The organism is Phyllobacterium sp. OV277 (assembly GCF_900104355.1).
Taxonomy (GTDB): domain Bacteria; phylum Pseudomonadota; class Alphaproteobacteria; order Rhizobiales; family Rhizobiaceae; genus Phyllobacterium.
In genome coordinates, this window is sequence record NZ_FNIY01000004.1 from 162,306 (window position 1) to 179,471 (window position 17,166).

At 53.3% G+C, this 17,166-nt stretch carries 16 protein-coding genes; 8 read left to right on the plus strand and 8 right to left on the minus strand.

All coding sequences use genetic code 11. The features are described from left to right. Positions 1-102: 102 nt before the first annotated feature. From BLU05_RS15475 to BLU05_RS15490, 4 genes are all read right to left on the minus strand, one after another. Positions 103-987, minus strand: coding sequence for a 2-hydroxy-3-oxopropionate reductase (locus tag BLU05_RS15475; protein ID WP_091881568.1), 885 nt, complete (start codon positions 985-987; stop codon positions 103-105). Positions 988-991: 4 nt separating this feature from the next. After that, the gene (gene otnI, locus BLU05_RS15480) at positions 992-1,807 is read right to left on the minus strand and encodes a 2-oxo-tetronate isomerase (protein WP_091881571.1); all 816 of its coding nucleotides are present in this window, start codon (positions 1,805-1,807) and stop codon (positions 992-994) included. Between the two features lie 84 nt (positions 1,808-1,891). After that, entirely contained in the window at positions 1,892-3,673 is a 1,782-nt protein-coding gene (gene gcl, locus BLU05_RS15485; RefSeq protein WP_091881573.1) for a glyoxylate carboligase, read from the minus strand. Positions 3,674-3,900: 227 nt separating this feature from the next. Further along, complete coding sequence (locus BLU05_RS15490; RefSeq protein WP_091881576.1) at positions 3,901-4,761, minus strand: LysR substrate-binding domain-containing protein; 861 nt, start codon at positions 4,759-4,761, stop codon at positions 3,901-3,903. Between the two features lie 101 nt (positions 4,762-4,862). On the opposite strand from BLU05_RS15490, the gene BLU05_RS15495 reads away from it, so the two are divergent. Beyond that, the gene (locus BLU05_RS15495; RefSeq protein ID WP_091881578.1) at positions 4,863-5,894 is read left to right on the plus strand and encodes a bile acid:sodium symporter family protein; all 1,032 of its coding nucleotides are present in this window, start codon (positions 4,863-4,865) and stop codon (positions 5,892-5,894) included. A gap of 169 nt (positions 5,895-6,063) precedes the next feature. On the opposite strand, the gene BLU05_RS15500 is transcribed toward BLU05_RS15495, so the two are convergent. Next, positions 6,064-6,993, minus strand: a complete 930-nt coding sequence (locus tag BLU05_RS15500; protein ID WP_091881580.1) for an AraC family transcriptional regulator — start codon at positions 6,991-6,993, stop codon at positions 6,064-6,066. Between the two features lie 97 nt (positions 6,994-7,090). Between BLU05_RS15500 and BLU05_RS15505 the strand changes: the two genes are divergently transcribed. The 6 genes from BLU05_RS15505 (at position 7,091) to BLU05_RS15530 (ending at position 12,803) form a co-directional block, all read left to right on the plus strand. Then, positions 7,091-7,909, plus strand: a complete 819-nt coding sequence (locus BLU05_RS15505; protein ID WP_091881582.1) for an SDR family oxidoreductase — start codon at positions 7,091-7,093, stop codon at positions 7,907-7,909. A gap of 369 nt (positions 7,910-8,278) precedes the next feature. Beyond that, positions 8,279-9,277 carry a D-2-hydroxyacid dehydrogenase family protein gene (locus tag BLU05_RS15510; protein ID WP_091881585.1) on the plus strand — a complete coding sequence of 333 codons (999 nt, stop codon included), beginning with the start codon at positions 8,279-8,281 and terminating at the stop codon, positions 9,275-9,277. 234 nt (positions 9,278-9,511) lie between these two features. Next, a complete protein-coding gene (locus BLU05_RS15515) occupies positions 9,512-10,414 on the plus strand; it encodes an amino acid ABC transporter substrate-binding protein (RefSeq protein ID WP_091881587.1) in 903 nt (300 codons plus the stop codon). Between the two features lie 201 nt (positions 10,415-10,615). Then, a complete protein-coding gene (locus BLU05_RS15520) occupies positions 10,616-11,353 on the plus strand; it encodes an amino acid ABC transporter permease (protein WP_091881590.1) in 738 nt (245 codons plus the stop codon). Beyond that, positions 11,353-12,045: an amino acid ABC transporter permease gene (locus BLU05_RS15525; RefSeq protein WP_091881593.1), complete on the plus strand. Its 693-nt coding sequence runs from the start codon at positions 11,353-11,355 to the stop codon at positions 12,043-12,045. Before BLU05_RS15520 ends, BLU05_RS15525 begins: the two co-directional genes overlap by 1 nt. Positions 12,046-12,065: 20 nt before the next feature. Beyond that, a complete protein-coding gene (locus tag BLU05_RS15530; protein ID WP_091881595.1) occupies positions 12,066-12,803 on the plus strand; it encodes an amino acid ABC transporter ATP-binding protein in 738 nt (245 codons plus the stop codon). Between the two features lie 157 nt (positions 12,804-12,960). On the opposite strand, the gene BLU05_RS15535 is transcribed toward BLU05_RS15530, so the two are convergent. Both BLU05_RS15535 and BLU05_RS15540 read right to left on the minus strand, forming a co-directional pair. Beyond that, positions 12,961-13,716, minus strand: a complete 756-nt coding sequence (locus BLU05_RS15535; RefSeq protein ID WP_091881598.1) for an FkbM family methyltransferase — start codon at positions 13,714-13,716, stop codon at positions 12,961-12,963. 404 nt (positions 13,717-14,120) lie between these two features. Next, the gene (locus tag BLU05_RS15540) at positions 14,121-15,056 is read right to left on the minus strand and encodes a LysR family transcriptional regulator (RefSeq protein WP_091881600.1); all 936 of its coding nucleotides are present in this window, start codon (positions 15,054-15,056) and stop codon (positions 14,121-14,123) included. Between the two features lie 132 nt (positions 15,057-15,188). Here BLU05_RS15540 and BLU05_RS15545 point away from each other — a divergent pair, with 132 nt between their 5' ends. Further along, complete coding sequence (locus tag BLU05_RS15545; RefSeq protein ID WP_139210467.1) at positions 15,189-16,712, plus strand: FAD-dependent monooxygenase; 1,524 nt, start codon at positions 15,189-15,191, stop codon at positions 16,710-16,712. A gap of 21 nt (positions 16,713-16,733) precedes the next feature. On the opposite strand, the gene BLU05_RS25990 is transcribed toward BLU05_RS15545, so the two are convergent. Further along, positions 16,734-17,129 carry a hypothetical protein gene (locus BLU05_RS25990; protein ID WP_175540625.1) on the minus strand — a complete coding sequence of 132 codons (396 nt, stop codon included), beginning with the start codon at positions 17,127-17,129 and terminating at the stop codon, positions 16,734-16,736. Positions 17,130-17,166 lie beyond the last annotated feature (37 nt).

Sequence of the window (17,166 nt, forward strand, 5' to 3'; positions counted from 1 at the left end):
CGGAACGATCCCCAAAACCAGCGGCATCAAAGAGCCACGTAAGGAAGGTTCTGGGGTCGGCCATCATTCTGAAAACCGCCCCCATGATGTCAAATGTTCTGTTCAGGCAACTTCGTGATTGGCGATGCGTTCGAGCGCCTTGACCAGTCCAGAATGATCGAGACCACTATCGCCATTCGCCGCGCAGCTGTTGAACAGTTCCTGTGTCGATGCTGTGTTCGGCAATGATACGCCAAGCGTCTTTGCGCTCTGCAGCGCAAGGTTGAGGTCTTTCTGGTGCAGCGAGATGCGAAAGCCAGGCTCAAACGTCCGCTTGATCATGCGCTCTCCATGCAGTTCGAGAATGCGTGATGACGCAAACCCACCCATCAACGCCTCGCGTACCCGCGCAGGGTCTGCTCCGGCTTTTGACGCCAAAACCAGTGCTTCCGATATAGCCTCGATGGTCAGGGCAACAATAATCTGGTTGGCCACTTTGGTCACCTGACCATCGCCACAATCACCGACCAGCGTGATATTCTTGCCCATCAGCTTGAACAGCGGCAAAGCCCGATCAAACGCACTTTGTGCGCCACCCGCCATGATGCTCAGGGTAGCGTTCTTTGCGCCTACCTCACCGCCGGAGACCGGCGCATCGATATATTCGCTTCCGGTTTCCCGAACTTTTTTGGCGAATTCCTTGGTCTCTATCGGCGAGATCGAACTCATATCAATAACGAGTTTGCCCGGCTTCAATCCGAAGACCACGCCGTTCTCGCCAAAGAGAACGTCCTTTACCTCGGGCGTATCAGGCAACATCAGGATAATGATGTCTGTCTTCTCAGCCAGAGCCTTCGGGCTTTCAACGATTTTCAGTCCGTTTTCGACAAGCTCCGGGCGCGGTTCGATGAAGAACTTCGACGTATAGAGACTGTGTCCGGCATCCTGAAGATGACGTGCCATGGGTGTTCCCATGATCCCCAACCCGATGAAACCTATGTCAGCCATTCGCTCAGCTCCTCATTCTCAAAATATCGGCGGACTTCTGTGCCGCTGAAACATCGTTCAGCCAGCCAAGCCCGCGGTGCGTTTCTGCTTTTGGTTTGTACTCACAGCCGATCCAGCCGTCGTAACCGGCCTGATCCAGCGCTTCGAAAACGAAGGGATAATTGATCTCGCCCGTGCCCGGTTCGTGCCTTCCGGGATTGTCTGCAAGCTGCACATGGGCAATGAGGTTCTTGTAACGCTCATAGGTCGCGATCAGTTCGCCACGTGTACGTTGCTGATGGTAAAGATCGTACTGGATAAAGAGATTGTTGCTGCCAACCTCTTCGATAATCGACCCCGCCTGTTCAACAGTGTTCAGATAAAAGCCGGGAATATCATAATGATTGATCGGTTCAATCAGCAGGCGAATGTCATGTTTGGCCAGTTCATTGGCTGCAAGCCGCAGATTGCTTATGAATGTGGTACGCAGAACATCATCGGCCAAACCGGCAGGTGCGATACCGGAAAGACAATTGATCCTGTTACAGCCAAGCGCTGTTGCATAGTCGATTGCTTGAATGACACCACGGCGGAACTCGTCAATACGATCCGGTAGTACGGCTATACCGCGCTCGCCTCTGCCCCAGTCACCCGCAGGCAGATTGTGCAAAACCTGCGTCAGATCATTGCGATCAAGGGCGGCGCGCAACTCCTGTTTGCCAAAGTCATAGGGGAAGAGGAATTCCACTCCCTCAAACCCCGCTTTGGCCGCGGCATCGAAGCGTTCCAGAAACGGAACCTCGTTGAACAGCATTGTCAGATTGGCAGCAAATTTCGGCATGGGTTCCTCCATCGTTGGGGTCTCGGCAGGGTAGCTCATTGCACCCTGCCGGGATGGATATGCGTGGAATTGGCATTCACTGGTTCAGTTGAAAGCACCAACTGTGGCTGGTGCATCCTCGGGCTGTGCGGCCAGTTCTTCGAACTCGACAACGGAATTGATATCCAGACCCATTGCGATGTTGGTGACCCGTTCCAAGATGACTTCGACAACAACCGGAACCTGATGTTCTTCCATCAGCGCCTTTGCCTGCTCGAAAGCTTCAGTGAACTGGTTGGGGCTGCGCACCCGAATAGCCTTGCAGCCCAGTCCTTCGGCAACCGCGACATGATCGACGCCGTAACCCTTCTCCGCATCACCCGACGCATTGATATTGTCAAAGGCAAGCGACACTTCGAAATCCATGTTGAAGCCGCGCTGCGCCTGACGGATAAGACCGAGGTAGGAATTGTTCACAACCACATGCAGGTACGGCAGCTTGTGCTGGGCACCAACGGCCAGCTCTTCAATCATGAACTGGAAGTCATAGTCACCAGACAATGCCACAATAGTCCGCTGTGGATCGGCGGCACGCACCCCAAGGGCTGCGGGTAATGTCCAGCCAAGTGGTCCAGCCTGACCGCAATTGATCCAGTTGCGTGGACGGTACACATGCAGGAACTGCGCTCCGGCAATCTGGCTCAGACCGATGGTGGTCACGTAACAGGTATCCCTGCCAAATGCCTTGTTCATCTCCTCGTAAACCCGCTGAGGCTTCAGCGGTATCTGGTCGAAATGCGTCTTGCGCAGCATGGTCCGCTTGCGTTCGCCACATTCATGCGCCCACTGCGACCAGTCGCGCAGCTTTCCCGCAGTTTTCCACTCCGTGGCAATGTCGAGGAAGAGTTTCAGCGCCTCGCCTGCATCGGAGACGATGCCAAAGTCAGGCGCAAAGACACGTCCGATCTGGGTCGGTTCGATATCGACATGGACGAATTTGCGCCCTTCCGTATAGGTGGAAACATTACCGGTGTGGCGGTTGGCCCAGCGATTGCCGACACCAAGGACAAAATCCGATGCAAGCAATGTCGCGTTGCCGTAGCGATGTGAGGTCTGCAGGCCGCACATACCAGCCATCAGTGCGTGATCATCCGGGATGGTCCCCCAACCCATCAATGTAGGAATAACCGGAACGCCTGTTATTTCGGCGAACTCAACCAGAAGATCGGACGCATCGGCATTGATGATTCCGCCACCTGCAATGATCACGGGACGTTCCGATGCATTGAGCATCGCAAGCGCCTTTTCCGCCTGCGCGCGTGTCGCTACCGGCTTATAGGGCTCCAATGGCTCATAGGTGTCAGCGTCAAATTCGATTTCCGCCAACTGAACATCAACGGGCAGATCGATCAGCACCGGACCCGGACGGCCCGAGCGCATGATATGAAAGGCCTTCTGGAAAACATAAGGAACAAGGCCGGGCTCCATCACTGTCACCGCCCATTTGGTTACCGGCTTGGCAATCGAGGCAATGTCAACCGCCTGAAAATCTTCCTTATCAAGGCGCGCACGTGGCGCTTGCCCAGTGATGCAAAGGATCGGGATTGAATCGGCCGATGCGGAATAAAGACCGGTGATCATATCCGTTCCCGCAGGCCCTGATGTACCAATGCAAACACCGATATTACCGTGATTGGCACGGGTATAGCCTTCCGCCATATGCGACGCACCTTCCACGTGGCGTGCCAGAATGTGGCGAACAGAACCCCGCGCCCTAAGCGCTGAGTAAAATGGATTGATGGCAGCACCGGGCACTCCAAAGGCGCAATCAATCCCCTCTTTTTCAAGGATAAGAACTGCAGCATCAACAGCACGCATTTTGGTCATGATCATTCCTCCAATTTGGTGAGATAATAATCCATAAAATTTCTATATCAACATTAAATGGAATTAATTTTCATATTATGGAAATAAACACTTTCAACAAAATGGCGAAACCCAAACCCATCTCACCAAGATATGGGCGGAAAACTGGACGCAACCGGACCTCCCTGATGGTTCAAGGATGCGTTGATTTCCGGATACTTAAGTGTGGTAGAAGAATTGCCGAGCGTTTACGTGGCCACCGTGAAATTCCTGACATTCCAGAGAATTTCCTTGGACAAGGCAGAGATCAGGTTCCGGTCCGTGCCTTCTCGCGGAACAAGCACGAACTCGACATCTTCGAGCGGCGGCAAACGTCCGGCGGGAAATTCCTGCAAGCCCGATGGCATCATACTTTTCGACTGCACGAGAATACCCATGCCTGCTCGTGCCGCTGCAATAAGGCCACTTAGACTGCCGCATGTGCAGACAATCCGCCATGGGATTTGATGTCTTTCCAAAGCTTGGAGCACAGCGCTGCGTGTAAGGCTGGGTGGCGGGAACGCGATCAATGGCAATGCCTTGTGTCCCGCCAATATGCGATCGGGATCACGCGCAAGCCAGACGCGCGGTTCGCGAAAAGCAACTTCGCCACGCGCATCGCCCGGCTTGCGCTTGGCGAGCAGAAGGTCGATTTCACCTCGGTCCAGCATTTCGTAGAGAACACCGCTTATCGCTACCGTGAGTTCGAGGTCTACTGAGGGATGTGCGCGAGCAAAATCTTCGAGGACGCCGGGGAGCCGGCTGGTCACGAAATCTTCCGAAACGCCGAGGCGAAAATGCCCACGCAAACTGCTTTCCGCGAACAGCGCCTGCACTTCGCCATTAATGCTGAGCATATTGCGTGCATGGGCGAGCAGCGCTTCGCCATCGGACGTAAGGGCCAGATGATGGGTATCACGCTGGACAAGATTGCGTCCAAGCTGCGCCTCGAGCCTCTGGATATGCTGGCTGACCGTGGATTGCCCCAGCCCAAGCTTTTTGGCTGCAAGCGAAAAGCTCCCCATTTGTTCAAGGGCAACAAAACTGCGTAATTGCGTGAGATCAAGCATAGATGATCCTGAAATCCAGAAACATGATAAGTGTTATTTCTTGCATCTTGTATCATGATAGTAGATGCTACCGCAAACATATCGTGCTGGACTAATCTATCATGCGCCGCTTTTTGCCTGACAATTTCACGTTGATGCTCGTTGCGATGATCGCGTTGGCATCTCTCTTTCCTGTGAGTGGTATTGCCGCTGATTATTTCGGCTTGGCAACGAAAGTGGCGATTGGACTGTTGTTTTTCCTGCATGGCGCACGCTTGTCCCGCAGCGTGGTGATTGCCGGGTTCCTGCATTGGCGGCTGCACCTGACAATCCTCGCAGCTACATTTGTGCTGTTCCCGATTTTCGGACTTGCGGCCGGATCGCTAGTTCCCACCATTCTGCCGGCTTCCTTCTATACGGGTATCCTGTTTCTCTGCGTGCTCCCCTCCACCGTGCAATCCTCCATTGCCTTCACCTCAATTGCCGGGGGAAATGTTCCGGCCGCCATTTGTGCGGCGTCCGCCTCAAATATCTTCGGCATGTTTTTGACGCCGCTTCTGGCGGGCATATTGTTCTCGGCCAGCGGCCATGTCGGATTCTCGCTTGACGCCCTATTGTCCATCCTTCTGCAATTGCTCGCGCCATTTGTTCTTGGCCAAATTCTGCAGCCACTGATTGGCGAATTTATCCGCCGTCAGAAGAAGATTCTGATGCCGGTTGATCGCGGCTCCATCCTGATGGTGGTCTATCTTGCCTTCAGTGACTCGGTGAACGAAGGCCTGTGGCAAACGACATCATTGCGCGATCTCGCAGTAATCATTGGTGTTGATATCGTCATCCTTGCACTGGTTCTGACAACGACCATGTATGGAAGCCGTGTGCTCGGCTTTTCGAAAGAGGACGAAATTGCCATCACATTCTGCGGTTCGAAGAAAAGCCTTGCCAGCGGCGTGCCAATCGCAACCGTGATCTTTGCCGGGCAGAGCATCGGCAGCATTGTCCTGCCGCTGATGCTGTTCCATCAGATCCAGCTTATGACCTGTGCCGTCATTGCGCAGAGATATGCTGACGCGAGGAAGAAGAAAAAAGCCGCTGAGGCTTTGGCCGAGCCAGCGAAAGACAAAAGCAATCTCCCTGTTAAAGCCGTTGGCTAACGGGCGCTCCGTACAGGTTTCCATACATTGCACTTGAACTGACAGCACGATGAACGCCAGCTCCATAAGCGATAGTATTTCAGACCTTCTCAAGAACTATTAAGTCGGCGCTTGCTGGGCGCGACAACAACCGACTGCCGAGACACAATACCGGTCGCTTACTTGTCACCTAGATCGCGAGTGCTTGGCTGATACGCGCATATTCGCCCGGTGCTCGACCGACCTCACGGCGAAAGGCCGTACTGAACGCACTGGCAGATTTGTAACCCACTGCTGCCGCGACGGCATCTTGGGGCAGCTGTTCATAGTGGAGCATATCCTTGGCGACCGCCATCCTCCATTTGATCAAATAGGTCATCGGCGGGGTACCGACAAGACGAGTGAAGCGCTCGCTAAAGGCGGTGCGTGAAAGATGTGCCTCTTGTGCCAATGAGCCAACGGTCCAGACGCGAGCAACGTCGGCGTGGAAGCTTGTCAGCGCTCGTCCGATGCGATCATCAGCCAAAGCATTTAACAGACCAGGGCGGACTGATACTCCGGTCTTCTCGGACTTGTAGCGCAGAGCTTCGATCAGCATGACATCGATCAGGCGCTGTAGGATGAGGTCGCGTCCGGGGCGCTGATCGAGTGCCTCCTCTCTCAGCGAGTTGATCGCATTGGTAATCCTGCGCGTGGCATTGTCAGTACATTTGATATGGATCAGTGTCGGCACGACTTGCGCAAGCATCTCCACATTGGGTGCACCGAACAAGAAATATCCTCCCAGAAGCTGGAAATCTGGTTCGCCCGCGATTTGCCCAAAGTGAGTTTTCACAAGACGGACGGGCGTCGGACGGATATCGCCCCCGATTGGTTCAACGCCTAAATCACTGACCATGGTGAAGCCCGGACCCGTGGGCAGTAATATGAAATCGCCTTCGGCCAACTCGATCGGGTCACAATTTTCAACCAGCAAATGGCATTTGCCCGCCATCACCACACCGAAGCCAGCGTTAGTGGAACCGGGATAGCGGACGCCCCAACGACCCGAACCGCTGACAACCTTCGATACCACCGTTTGAGGGCGCATCAGTGCGACAAGAGAAGATAAAGGGTCCATTTTGAACGATCTATAAAGAATTACGTACGTCTGATTATAGTACGTACTGGCCTGATTGGGTAGTATTCATCGTGAATGACCTGAAGGATGTATATTCATGAAAACTGTTCTTATTACCGGTTCCTCGTCTGGCTATGGCAAGGCGACCGCACAACTCTTCCTCGACAGGGGCTGGAACGTCATCGCCACGATGCGTCGTCCAAGTGACAACAGCATCAAAGGGCCTGCCGATCGCTTACAGATCGTGGCTCTTGACGTAACAAAGGCAGAGAGCATCAAAGCCGGCGTCAACGAGGCAATTGGTCTCTTCGGGGGCGTAGACGTTCTCGTCAACAATGCCGGAATAGGTGGATTTTCGCCCATCGAAACAACATCGGATGAAACCATCCGGCGAATGTTTGAGACCAATACTTTTGGTGTGATGGCTATGGTCCGTGCAATCGTGCCCCACATGCGTGAGCGTGGGTCGGGTACGATCGTCAATGTCACGTCCAGCGTGATCTTCAATCCTGCACCAATGGTCTCGGCGTATACGGCCACCAAAACAGCCGTTGAGGGTTTCTCGGAGGCGTTGTATTACGAACTGGCACCACTTGGCATCCATGTGAAATTGATGGAGCCCGGTTACGGACGAGACACGAAGTTCGAATCGAACATGATGGCGCTCAACGATGAGAACTCGTTTCCACCTTCTTACCAACCGCAGCTAAACGCCCTGATGAGCAGTCTTCCCGAAGTCTCAACGACTCTCGAAGATGCCGCCGCCGCCGTATTTCGAGCTGCGAACGACACCAGTTCGACTCTTCGATTCCCGGGCGGGGCAGATTCAGTAGCTATTGCGAAGAAGCATGCCGAACTGAGTGAGGAGGCGTTCTTGGCTAGTATGCGTCAGACATTTGGCGTGTCGCACGAATAGCTACCGATCAATGCAGCCGGATGCCGCATAGGCTTCCGGCAGCAATTTATGGCGAAGCACTCCCGCGGTTTAACGATTCTGCCCACGCCGCCGCGCAACTGCGGTTAAGGCTGCAGCCCCGAATGCTCGCCCAACCATCACGAGCCTCAATGATCTTGAGGAGGCAGTTACGCCAATGGTGATCTGACGAGCGGTATCCGCGAAACACCAAAAATCCTGCCTTTATGGCAGGCTGGCCAATAACGGCTCCATTCCGCCTTGAACTGGTTTACAACATAACGAGGAAGTGAATTGAGGATGAAATGATTTCATTTTCCTCTCTATAAGGTGACAATTAGGATCGTGGCTCCTTCAAGGGATAAACTCATCATGAACGTCACCATTCTGGATGATTATTTTGATACCTTGCGCGGCCTGCCCTGCTTCCAAAAGCTTAAAGAACACAGCGTAACCATATGGAATGACCACGTTCAAGATGTGGATGCACTAGCAGAGCGCTTGAGAGATACCGAAGCGCTGGTTCTCATTCGAGAACGCACGCAGATCACCGCACAGCTCATCGCCCGATTGCCCAAGCTGCGATTGATTAGCCAGCGCAGTGTTTATCCGCACATTGATATCAATGCCTGTACTAAACACGGGGTGATTGTGTCCTCGAACCAGCATTCCGGTAGCCCATCCTACGCAGCGGCAGAATTAACCTGGGGGCTCGTGATCGCAGCAATGCGTCAAATTCCGCAGCAAATGCGCTCGCTTCAGTCCGGTCACTGGCAGATTGGCGTGGGCCGCAGCCTGCGCGGGCGCACGCTGGGTATCTACGGGTATGGGCGCATAGGCGCCGAAGTGGCGCGATACGGCGCGGCCTTCGGTATGAATGTGCTGGTTTGGGCCAGAGAGACTTCGCTCGAGAAGGCACGCAAAGATGGCTGGAACACAGCGCCAAATAAGCGCGCATTCTTCGAGACATGCGATGTACTCTCGCTGCATATGCGGCTGGTCCCCGATACACGTGAAATTGTGACAGCGGAAGATCTAAGCCGAATGAAAACCAGTGCTCTACTGGTCAACACCAGTCGCTCAGGCTTAATTGAACAGGGCGCTCTCGAACGAGCACTTGTTGCTGGACGACCCGGGATGGCAGCAGTGGATGTCTATGATGAAGAACCCTTAAGTGATCCGCAGCATCCACTGCTGCACATGTCAAATGTTGTCTGTACACCGCATATTGGTTACGTCACAGAAGACGAGTATGAGATTCAGTTCTCTGATATTTTCGATCAGATCGTTGCCTATGCCATCGGACGTCCCATCAATGTGGTGAATACCGATATTTTAAATGCCGAGGCATCCGATCATTCGAGAGCATGACGGGCTACATCAGGCCACTCGACCGAGAATAATTCATAGAAGCCCGAATTGGTGGCGACAATCACTCAGAGCCCCTTCGCACCGGCAATCTGCCACTGGCGCAGCATAATTTCCGACATAAAACTAGGCTTCGTACTTGCAGACTTGACCTGACATCGGGCAAATCCGAGTTGTAAGCGCTTTTCAAATGCTTCGAATGCGGCCATAGTCGCGGCATTCGAACTGGAGGAAAAAATGAAAAAAATTCTGATCGCGGCAACAGTAATGTTTGCCGCTCTTGGTTCTGTCGCCCATGCCGATGGCACTTTGGACAAAATCAAGTCTACTGGTTCCATCACGCAAGGTGTGAGAGAATCTTCGGGATTGGCCTATACACTTGGTAACGGCGTCTATACCGGTTACCATTATGATGTCTGTCAGAATATTATTGCAGATGTTAAGAAGAAGCTCGGGCTTGAAAAGCTCGATATTCGATACCAACCTGTGACATCGCAGAATCGTGTGCCTCTGGTTCAAAACGGCACTGTCGATCTCGAGTGTGGTTCGACGACAAACAATACTGCCCGTGCAAAAGATGTTGCATTTGCCGACACTGTCTATGTCGAGGAAATTAAGATCGCTGTTCGTGCGAACTCCAGCATCAACAAGCTGGAGGATCTGAACGGCAAGAACGTTGCGACCACAACCGGCACGACCTCCGTACAGACTCTGCGGAAAAACAAGCGCGCCAAAGACGTAACGTTCGGCGAAGTTTATGGCAAAGACCATGCCGACAGCTTCCTCCTGCTGCAAAGCGGCCGGGCTGATGCCTTTGTCATGGACGTTTCGATCCTTGCTGCGAATATTGCAAGGGCGCAAAATCCAAGTGATTTTAAGATCTTGCCAGAGGTTCTATCTGTTGAGCCTATCGCGATCATGATCCGCAAGGATGATCCCGAGTTCAAGAAGGCAGTCGACGAAAGCATTGTGGAGCAGATCAAATCGGGTGCCATAGCCAAGCTTTATGACAAGTGGTTTATGCAGCCGATTCCACCGAACAATGTTTCGCTGAACATGCCTGCTTCAGAAGCAACCAAGGAAGCTTGGGCTAATCCGAACGACAAGCCGACTGAAGAATATAAGCAACCCGGTCAATAGTCCCACGGTCATTGCCAGGTTTGATCGGAAGTATCTGGACGCGCCCTCACTGATCGTGTAGCGCGTCCAAAGCGATCTGAGGCAATATCCTTCGTTCGCATGGCAGTTGGAACAAGTGTGGCAGCCGGTTAGTCTTGTCCTCACCGTTCTTCTGTTCAGGCTGATCGATCGGGGATTGATTTAGGGACGAGTGGGCAAAGTATGATGGCATATTGGCAGAACGTGTGGGACCACTGGCAGTTTCTCTGGGACGACCGGGGTGACGGTGTAACCTACTTTCAATGGATGATGTCTGCGTGGGGATATACAGTCGCGGTTGCATTTTGCTCTCTCGTGATTGCTCTGGTGTTCGGCATCATCATTGGCACCTTGCGGACGATTACCGGACACAGGATCATCTCCACCTTTGCCGCAACATGGGTTGAGCTGTTCCGTAACATCCCGATCCTCGTCCAGCTCTTTATCTGGTTCTTCGTGATCTCGGAGCTTGTACCGGGAATGAGAAGCGTGCCCGGCTTCGTACTGGCATGCTGCGCCCTTGGATTTTTCACTTCGGCTCGGATCGCCGAGCAGATTCGGGCGGGCATTCAGGCTTTGCCCGCCGGCCAGCGTAATGCCGGCCTTGCGGTTGGCTTCACCCAGTTGCAAACCTATCGCTATGTGATTTTACCGCAGACGTTTCGCATCATTATTCCTCCGCTGACCAGCGAAGCGATGAATATCGTCAAGAACTCGTCGGTGGCCTTCGCGGTATCGATACCGGAATTGATCAGCTTTGCCATGCAGACGCAGGAAGAGACCTCGCGTGGTGTGGAAGTCTATCTGGCGGCGACTTTGCTCTATGCCATCACCGCACTGGCAGTTAATCGGGTTATGTCCCTCATCGAACGGCGAACGTCCATACCCGGCCTCACGCCGCAGGCACAGGGGGGACACTGATGACTACGCTTGATTTTTCTTTTTATACCTGGGCCAATATCAGCAACTATTTGATCAGTGGCTTGTACTTCAGTATTTCCCTCACCATCGCAGCCACGATTGGTGGTATTGCGCTGGGAACAATCATTGCCCTGCTGCGTCTGTCCGGTATCAAACCACTGGTATATCTTTCGACCTGGTATGTTAACGTGTTTCGCAGTGTTCCGCTTGTCATGGTGCTCCTCTGGTTCTTCCTGCTGGTCCCATCAAGCTTTTATGATCTGTTTCCCGGCGGTAGCGGCCAGAAATACAGGGCCGAGATTTGCGCCCTGATCACCTTTATTGTGTTCGAAGCTGCATTCTTCAGCGAGATCGTACGCGCTGGTATTCAATCCCTGCCCCGGGGTCAAAGTTCCGCAGGTCAAGCCCTTGGGATGACCTATGGACAGAATATGCGTTACATTATCCTGCCCCAGGCGATCCGGAACATGCTCCCGGTTTTCCTGACCCAGACAATCGTGCTGTTTCAGGACACGTCGCTGGTCTATGCCATCGGCGCCTATGACATTCTCAAGGGATTCGAGATCATGGGGAACACGTTTGGCCGGAGAATTGAAACATATCTTCTTGCCGCCGTGGTCTATTTTGCTATCTCTTTTTTCCTATCCATGCTCGTCAAGAGACTGAACCAAAAAATCCGCATTGTGCGCTGAACTGAAGGACGCCAATCAAAATGATCGAGATGAAAAGCGTTTCAAAATGGTACGGCGCGACCCAGGTTCTCAACGACTGCTCCGTTAAAATCAACAAGGGTGAAGTCGTTGTTGTCTGTGGGCCGTCCGGTTCCGGCAAGTCCACCCTGATCAAGACTATCAATGCCCTGGAACCCATCCAGAAAGGCGAGATCTGGATCGACGGCGTCGCCGTCCACGACAAGGCGACGGACCTGCCCAAGCTGCGAAGCCGCGTCGGGATGGTCTTTCAGCATTTCGAGTTGTTCCCGCATCTGTCAGTGACTGACAATCTCACCATTGCTCAAATGAAAGTGCTTGGCCGCCGCAAGGACGAAGCCAGGAAGCGCGGCCTGCAAATGCTGGAACGCGTCGGCCTCATCGATCACCAGAACAAGTTTCCGGGTCAGCTCTCGGGTGGCCAGCAACAGCGCGTGGCTATCGCACGCGCCCTGTCGATGGACCCCATCATCATGCTGTTTGACGAACCCACGTCGGCGCTAGATCCAGAAATGGTGGGCGAAGTGCTTGACGTCATGGTGGGTCTTGCCTCCGAAGGCATGACCATGATGGTAGTGACACACGAAATGGGCTTTGCCCGGAAGGTATCAAACCGGGTCATTTTCATGGATGTCGGTGGCCGTATCCTTGAAGATACGACCAAGGATGAGTTTTTTGGCAAAATCGAAGATCGCCAGCCCCGCACGCGTGAATTTCTCAATAAGATTCTGCAGTATTAATGCAACCTGCATTTGATCTTTCCGCCGCCATAGGCGACGGAGTAAAGGTGCTTGGAGCATGACCAGCTAATTTCTGCTCCTCGCATGTCACCAGCGTTGGCCTTTTGAACAGCTCGCCGCCAAAGAGCGGCGAGTACGCCAATTGCACAGCGGTGGTTTACACTGGCGTGCAGAAAAGCTGCGCGAATTTGAAACTCGTCAACCAAGCAATGTCCGGGGACATACCAGCGTCGACAACTTCCTTCCCGTCATAACCATCCACTGTGAAGCTGTATTCCAGATCCTGAAATATTCTGATGATCTTCGACATCGTTTTAGCCGGATCATCGAAGAGATAATTGTGTATTTCGAGGTTGATATAAGGCCGATCGGACAAAATCTTTGGTGCCCCGAGCATCACTTCCAGTTCGGCACCATCCACGTCGATTTTCAGAAAATCGACCTTTCTGGAGCGATCATAATCATCATCGAGCCTGACGACTTCGACTTTCGTCGACATTCTTGGATCCTGATCCGAGGGGAGAACCACAAATGCACCTGAATTGTCCAGAACCGGCAACATACCCTTCCGATCCCCAGCCGCGCGAGGATGAACAATGATGTTCTTAAGATTGTTCAGCTTTGCATTGCGCTCAATCATGGCCGCGTTGCTCGGGGACGCCTCCCAAGCGTGAACCACACCTGTTGGCCCCGTGCATAGGGCTAAGAGAACAGTGGTCACGCCCTGATGGGCACCACAATCAAGGACTGTCGAGCCCGGCTTGATGGTGTCGATCCACCATTGTCGCTCGACCTGCCATTGATTAGGATAGTTATACCACTGACTAGCTAACTTGTCCTCAATATGGACGTCAAACTTATGTGGCCCAACAATTCTCTCTCTAGCGATAAACGGTTCAAAGACTTCTGACATGTTCGTTCGCCCCTTATACAAGACCAGCGTGATCAACTGAAAGAAAACTTACTGCAACCCATCGCAGTGATACATGATCGACTGAGGTCAATCAACCAGAAGTATCGTTTAATGTCTTGATATGGATAACTAAATTTTTAATATTCTACGTATAAATATTCAAGTTCGCAATTTGAAAATTTGTATTTATTTCTGTAAAAATTTTTATTGGAAATATTAACAGTTATACTCATAAAATATTTTCGATTTATGTCAGAAATCAATTTTAACATAGAACTATCTGAGCCGTTAGTATGTTAAATACTTGTATTTATATAATTTTATAATTAATTACTTCAATCTCGCAATTAATTATAAGATCGCAATTCCATCCTCCTCTCGTAGAAGCTATGGAGCACGGCTCGCTATCCGCAGATTGCACTCCCGGCCGCGCGTTCAAAAAGTTTATGCAACCATTGCATCTCAGACTGAGCAGCAAGAGGAGCCAAAGCCAACATGTTGCAGATGATAGGCTCGATTTTTAAGGGCAGATCAAAAATCATCAATGAGCCGGCCCCGGCGATTTGAACCGCCAAACGTTCAGGTAGGACTCCGATAAGGTCGGTGTTTTGCACGATCAATGGCATGGTGAGGAAATTCGGCACGGTAATCGCGATCCGCCGTTCCCGGCCAAGAAGCTTGAGCGTTTCATCGATGTCACCGCGAGCCTCGCCGCCCGGCGATATCAAGACCTGTGGCGTGTCGACAAAATCTTCGAGCGTCATGGCTCCATTGCGAAGACGGGGATGATCTCGTCGCGCAACGCCTACAAACCGGTCTGAAAAGAGGACACGGCGTGTCACCCGCTCTGCCTTCAGCCCGTGAAGGCCGCCCAAAGCACAATCCACCGTCCCGCGATCGAGCTCTTCCAGAACCCTTTCTGGATGGATATTGATACACCGCAAGTCCACCCCGGGTGCTTCCGTTCTCAAAGAGGCCATAAGCGGCGCGACAAGCACAGCAATGGCATAGTCGTGAGTGGCGATACGAAATGTACGCTGCAGCTTGGCCGGATCAAACGCAGCAACGGGGTTTAAGAAACCCCTGATCTGCGTGAGCGTCTCGCTTATTGATCGCGACAATTCCCTGGATCGCGGCGTTGGCTCGATGCCTCGAGGGTTACGGACGAAAAGCGGATCGTTGAACATACCCCGTAGACGACCCAGCGCATGACTGGTGGCAGATTGAGACAAGCAAAGCCGTTTGGCGGCCCGGCCGACATGCCGCTCTTCCATCAGAACCTCAAAAACAACCAGCAGATTGAGATCGGCGCGCGATAAATCGATTTGATGCATGGACATGATGAAGATATATCATTGGATCGATAATTACGAAAGAACTACTGTGCAGCGATGAACATCAATCCCCGGCTCAACTTGAGATTTCAGGTACGTTCGATGACGTATCGGTGAAGCTGACTAAGGAATTTATCCATGATCTATGATGTCGTAATCGCTGGCGCTGGCCCCGTTGGCCTGTTTCTCGCCTGTGAGCTGCGCCTTGCAGACATCTCGGTATTGGTGCTGGAGCAAGCCGAAGACCCGCAATCTCCCTTAAAGCGCCTTCCGTTCGGTATGCGCGGGCTTTCGCTGCCTACTATCGAAGCTTTCTACCGCCGCGGATTACTGGATAGCATCGCGTCGCCACATCGTGCGAAAGATGGCTCTAGCAGCAACTCCTCGGGTGCCGCACATTGGATGCAACAGCCGCGCCGTCCGGGAGGGCATTTTGCAGGTATCCAGTTCTACGCCGACAACATTGACACTTCGAAGTGGCAATACCGCCTGCCAAGTCCTGCTGGCACCAGCATGGCAGTCGAAATGGAGCATCTCGAATCCACTCTGGCCGCCCGCGCAAGTGCGATGGGGGTGGAGATCAGACGTGGCTTCAGCGTCGAAGACTTCGAACAGTCGGATGACGACGTAACTATTCGTGCCGGAGTTGGGACTTTTCGCGGACGCTGGCTCGTCGGTTGTGACGGCGGCCGCAGCGCCGTGCGCAAGGCAGGTGACTTTGAATTCGTCGGCACTGATCCGGAATTCACCGGCTATTCCGTTGAAGTCGAGATGGTCGATCCAGATAAGCTCAGCCTGGGCCGCCATTACACTCCGACGGGCATGTATACATACTCACGCCCCGGAACCATCGCGATGGTTGAGTTCGACGGGGGCGACTTCCATAGAGCCCGACCAATAACGCTTGAGCACGTACAGGCAGTATTGCGCCGTGTCTCCGGCGTCGACGTCACCTTGACGGCTCTAAAGCTTGCCACGACCTGGACCGATCGCGCGTATCAGGCGACCGATTACCGCAAAGGGCGGGTGCTCCTCGCCGGTGACGCAGCACATATCCATTCCCCCTTGGGCGGCCAAGGGCTCAACCTCGGGCTTGGTGACGCGATGAACCTCGGTTGGAAACTGGTTTCGACAATTCGTGGCGATGCACCGACGGATCTGCTTGACACTTATTTCAGTGAACGGCATCCGGTGGGCGCGCAGGTTCTTGACTGGTCACGCGCCCAGGTCGCTCTCATGCGGCCAAGCCGGAGTACGCGCGCTCTCGAAGCCATCATTCGCGATCTCATCGACACACGCGACGGCGCGACCTACTTCGCCGAACGTGTGTGGGGTGTTTCTCTCCGCTACGATCTTGGCGGCAGCCATCCACTGGAGGGCCGCAGCGCTCCCGACTTCGAGTTGGCCGACGGAACGAAGCTCGGCGAGCTTCTCAGTGACGGAAAGGGCCTGCTGCTGGACTTTGATGCTGATACCTTACTTCGGGCGCTCGGGGGCCGCTGGGGCAACCGGATCACGTATGTCGCGAGTGACGTCAAAGACCGAATGGGCCTGCGTGCAGTGCTCGTGCGCCCCGATGGTTTTGTCGCTTGGGCCAGCGACGGTCCTTCAAACTCCGAAGACCTTGTCCAAGCTGTATCGCGGTGGTTCGGTCAAGCCTGAAGCAGAGCGATTGACAAAGACTTATGAGCAATCGCCTTTGACAGGAACGAAGGCAAACACACGCACACTTGTTGTCTCGGCCGACAGACCGACCCACGCATCCATATCGAGACGACCGCAAACCTGCACGGTGTTAATGACTTCGGCCCCCTTAAAGGCTGTCGCTGTAAAACCCACGGCGATGGCCGTTCGCTCAAAGACATGGAGTTTTGCGACGCCAACGGCACCGCCAGCTGGCGCAAGGCCGATGGTAATCTCACCGGCACCTGTGGTATCGGGGCCGATCCGCGATCGCCGCTGCGCGCCGAGCGATAAAATCGTATTTCCTGAGACGGTGAAGGTCTTTTGGAATCCGGACGAAACCTCCACATGGGGTTCCGCTGGCGCTGCGCGGGTTGAGACTGAGGTTCCGCTCAAGAAAAGACAGATTGCGATACCTGTTAATCGCATGGGT

Coding starts and splice junctions, on each gene's coding strand:
- BLU05_RS15475 (WP_091881568.1), bottom strand. CDS start 987: ATGGCTGACATAGGTTTCATCGGGTTGGGGATCATGGGAACACCCATG.
- otnI (WP_091881571.1), bottom strand. CDS start 1,807: ATGCCGAAATTTGCTGCCAATCTGACAATGCTGTTCAACGAGGTTCCG.
- gcl (WP_091881573.1), bottom strand. CDS start 3,673: ATGACCAAAATGCGTGCTGTTGATGCTGCAGTTCTTATCCTTGAAAAA.
- BLU05_RS15490 (WP_091881576.1), bottom strand. CDS start 4,761: ATGCTTGATCTCACGCAATTACGCAGTTTTGTTGCCCTTGAACAAATG.
- BLU05_RS15495 (WP_091881578.1), top strand. CDS start 4,863: ATGCGCCGCTTTTTGCCTGACAATTTCACGTTGATGCTCGTTGCGATG.
- BLU05_RS15500 (WP_091881580.1), bottom strand. CDS start 6,993: ATGGACCCTTTATCTTCTCTTGTCGCACTGATGCGCCCTCAAACGGTG.
- BLU05_RS15505 (WP_091881582.1), top strand. CDS start 7,091: ATGAAAACTGTTCTTATTACCGGTTCCTCGTCTGGCTATGGCAAGGCG.
- BLU05_RS15510 (WP_091881585.1), top strand. CDS start 8,279: ATGAACGTCACCATTCTGGATGATTATTTTGATACCTTGCGCGGCCTG.
- BLU05_RS15515 (WP_091881587.1), top strand. CDS start 9,512: ATGAAAAAAATTCTGATCGCGGCAACAGTAATGTTTGCCGCTCTTGGT.
- BLU05_RS15520 (WP_091881590.1), top strand. CDS start 10,616: ATGATGGCATATTGGCAGAACGTGTGGGACCACTGGCAGTTTCTCTGG.
- BLU05_RS15525 (WP_091881593.1), top strand. CDS start 11,353: ATGACTACGCTTGATTTTTCTTTTTATACCTGGGCCAATATCAGCAAC.
- BLU05_RS15530 (WP_091881595.1), top strand. CDS start 12,066: ATGATCGAGATGAAAAGCGTTTCAAAATGGTACGGCGCGACCCAGGTT.
- BLU05_RS15535 (WP_091881598.1), bottom strand. CDS start 13,716: ATGTCAGAAGTCTTTGAACCGTTTATCGCTAGAGAGAGAATTGTTGGG.
- BLU05_RS15540 (WP_091881600.1), bottom strand. CDS start 15,056: ATGTCCATGCATCAAATCGATTTATCGCGCGCCGATCTCAATCTGCTG.
- BLU05_RS15545 (WP_139210467.1), top strand. CDS start 15,189: ATGATCTATGATGTCGTAATCGCTGGCGCTGGCCCCGTTGGCCTGTTT.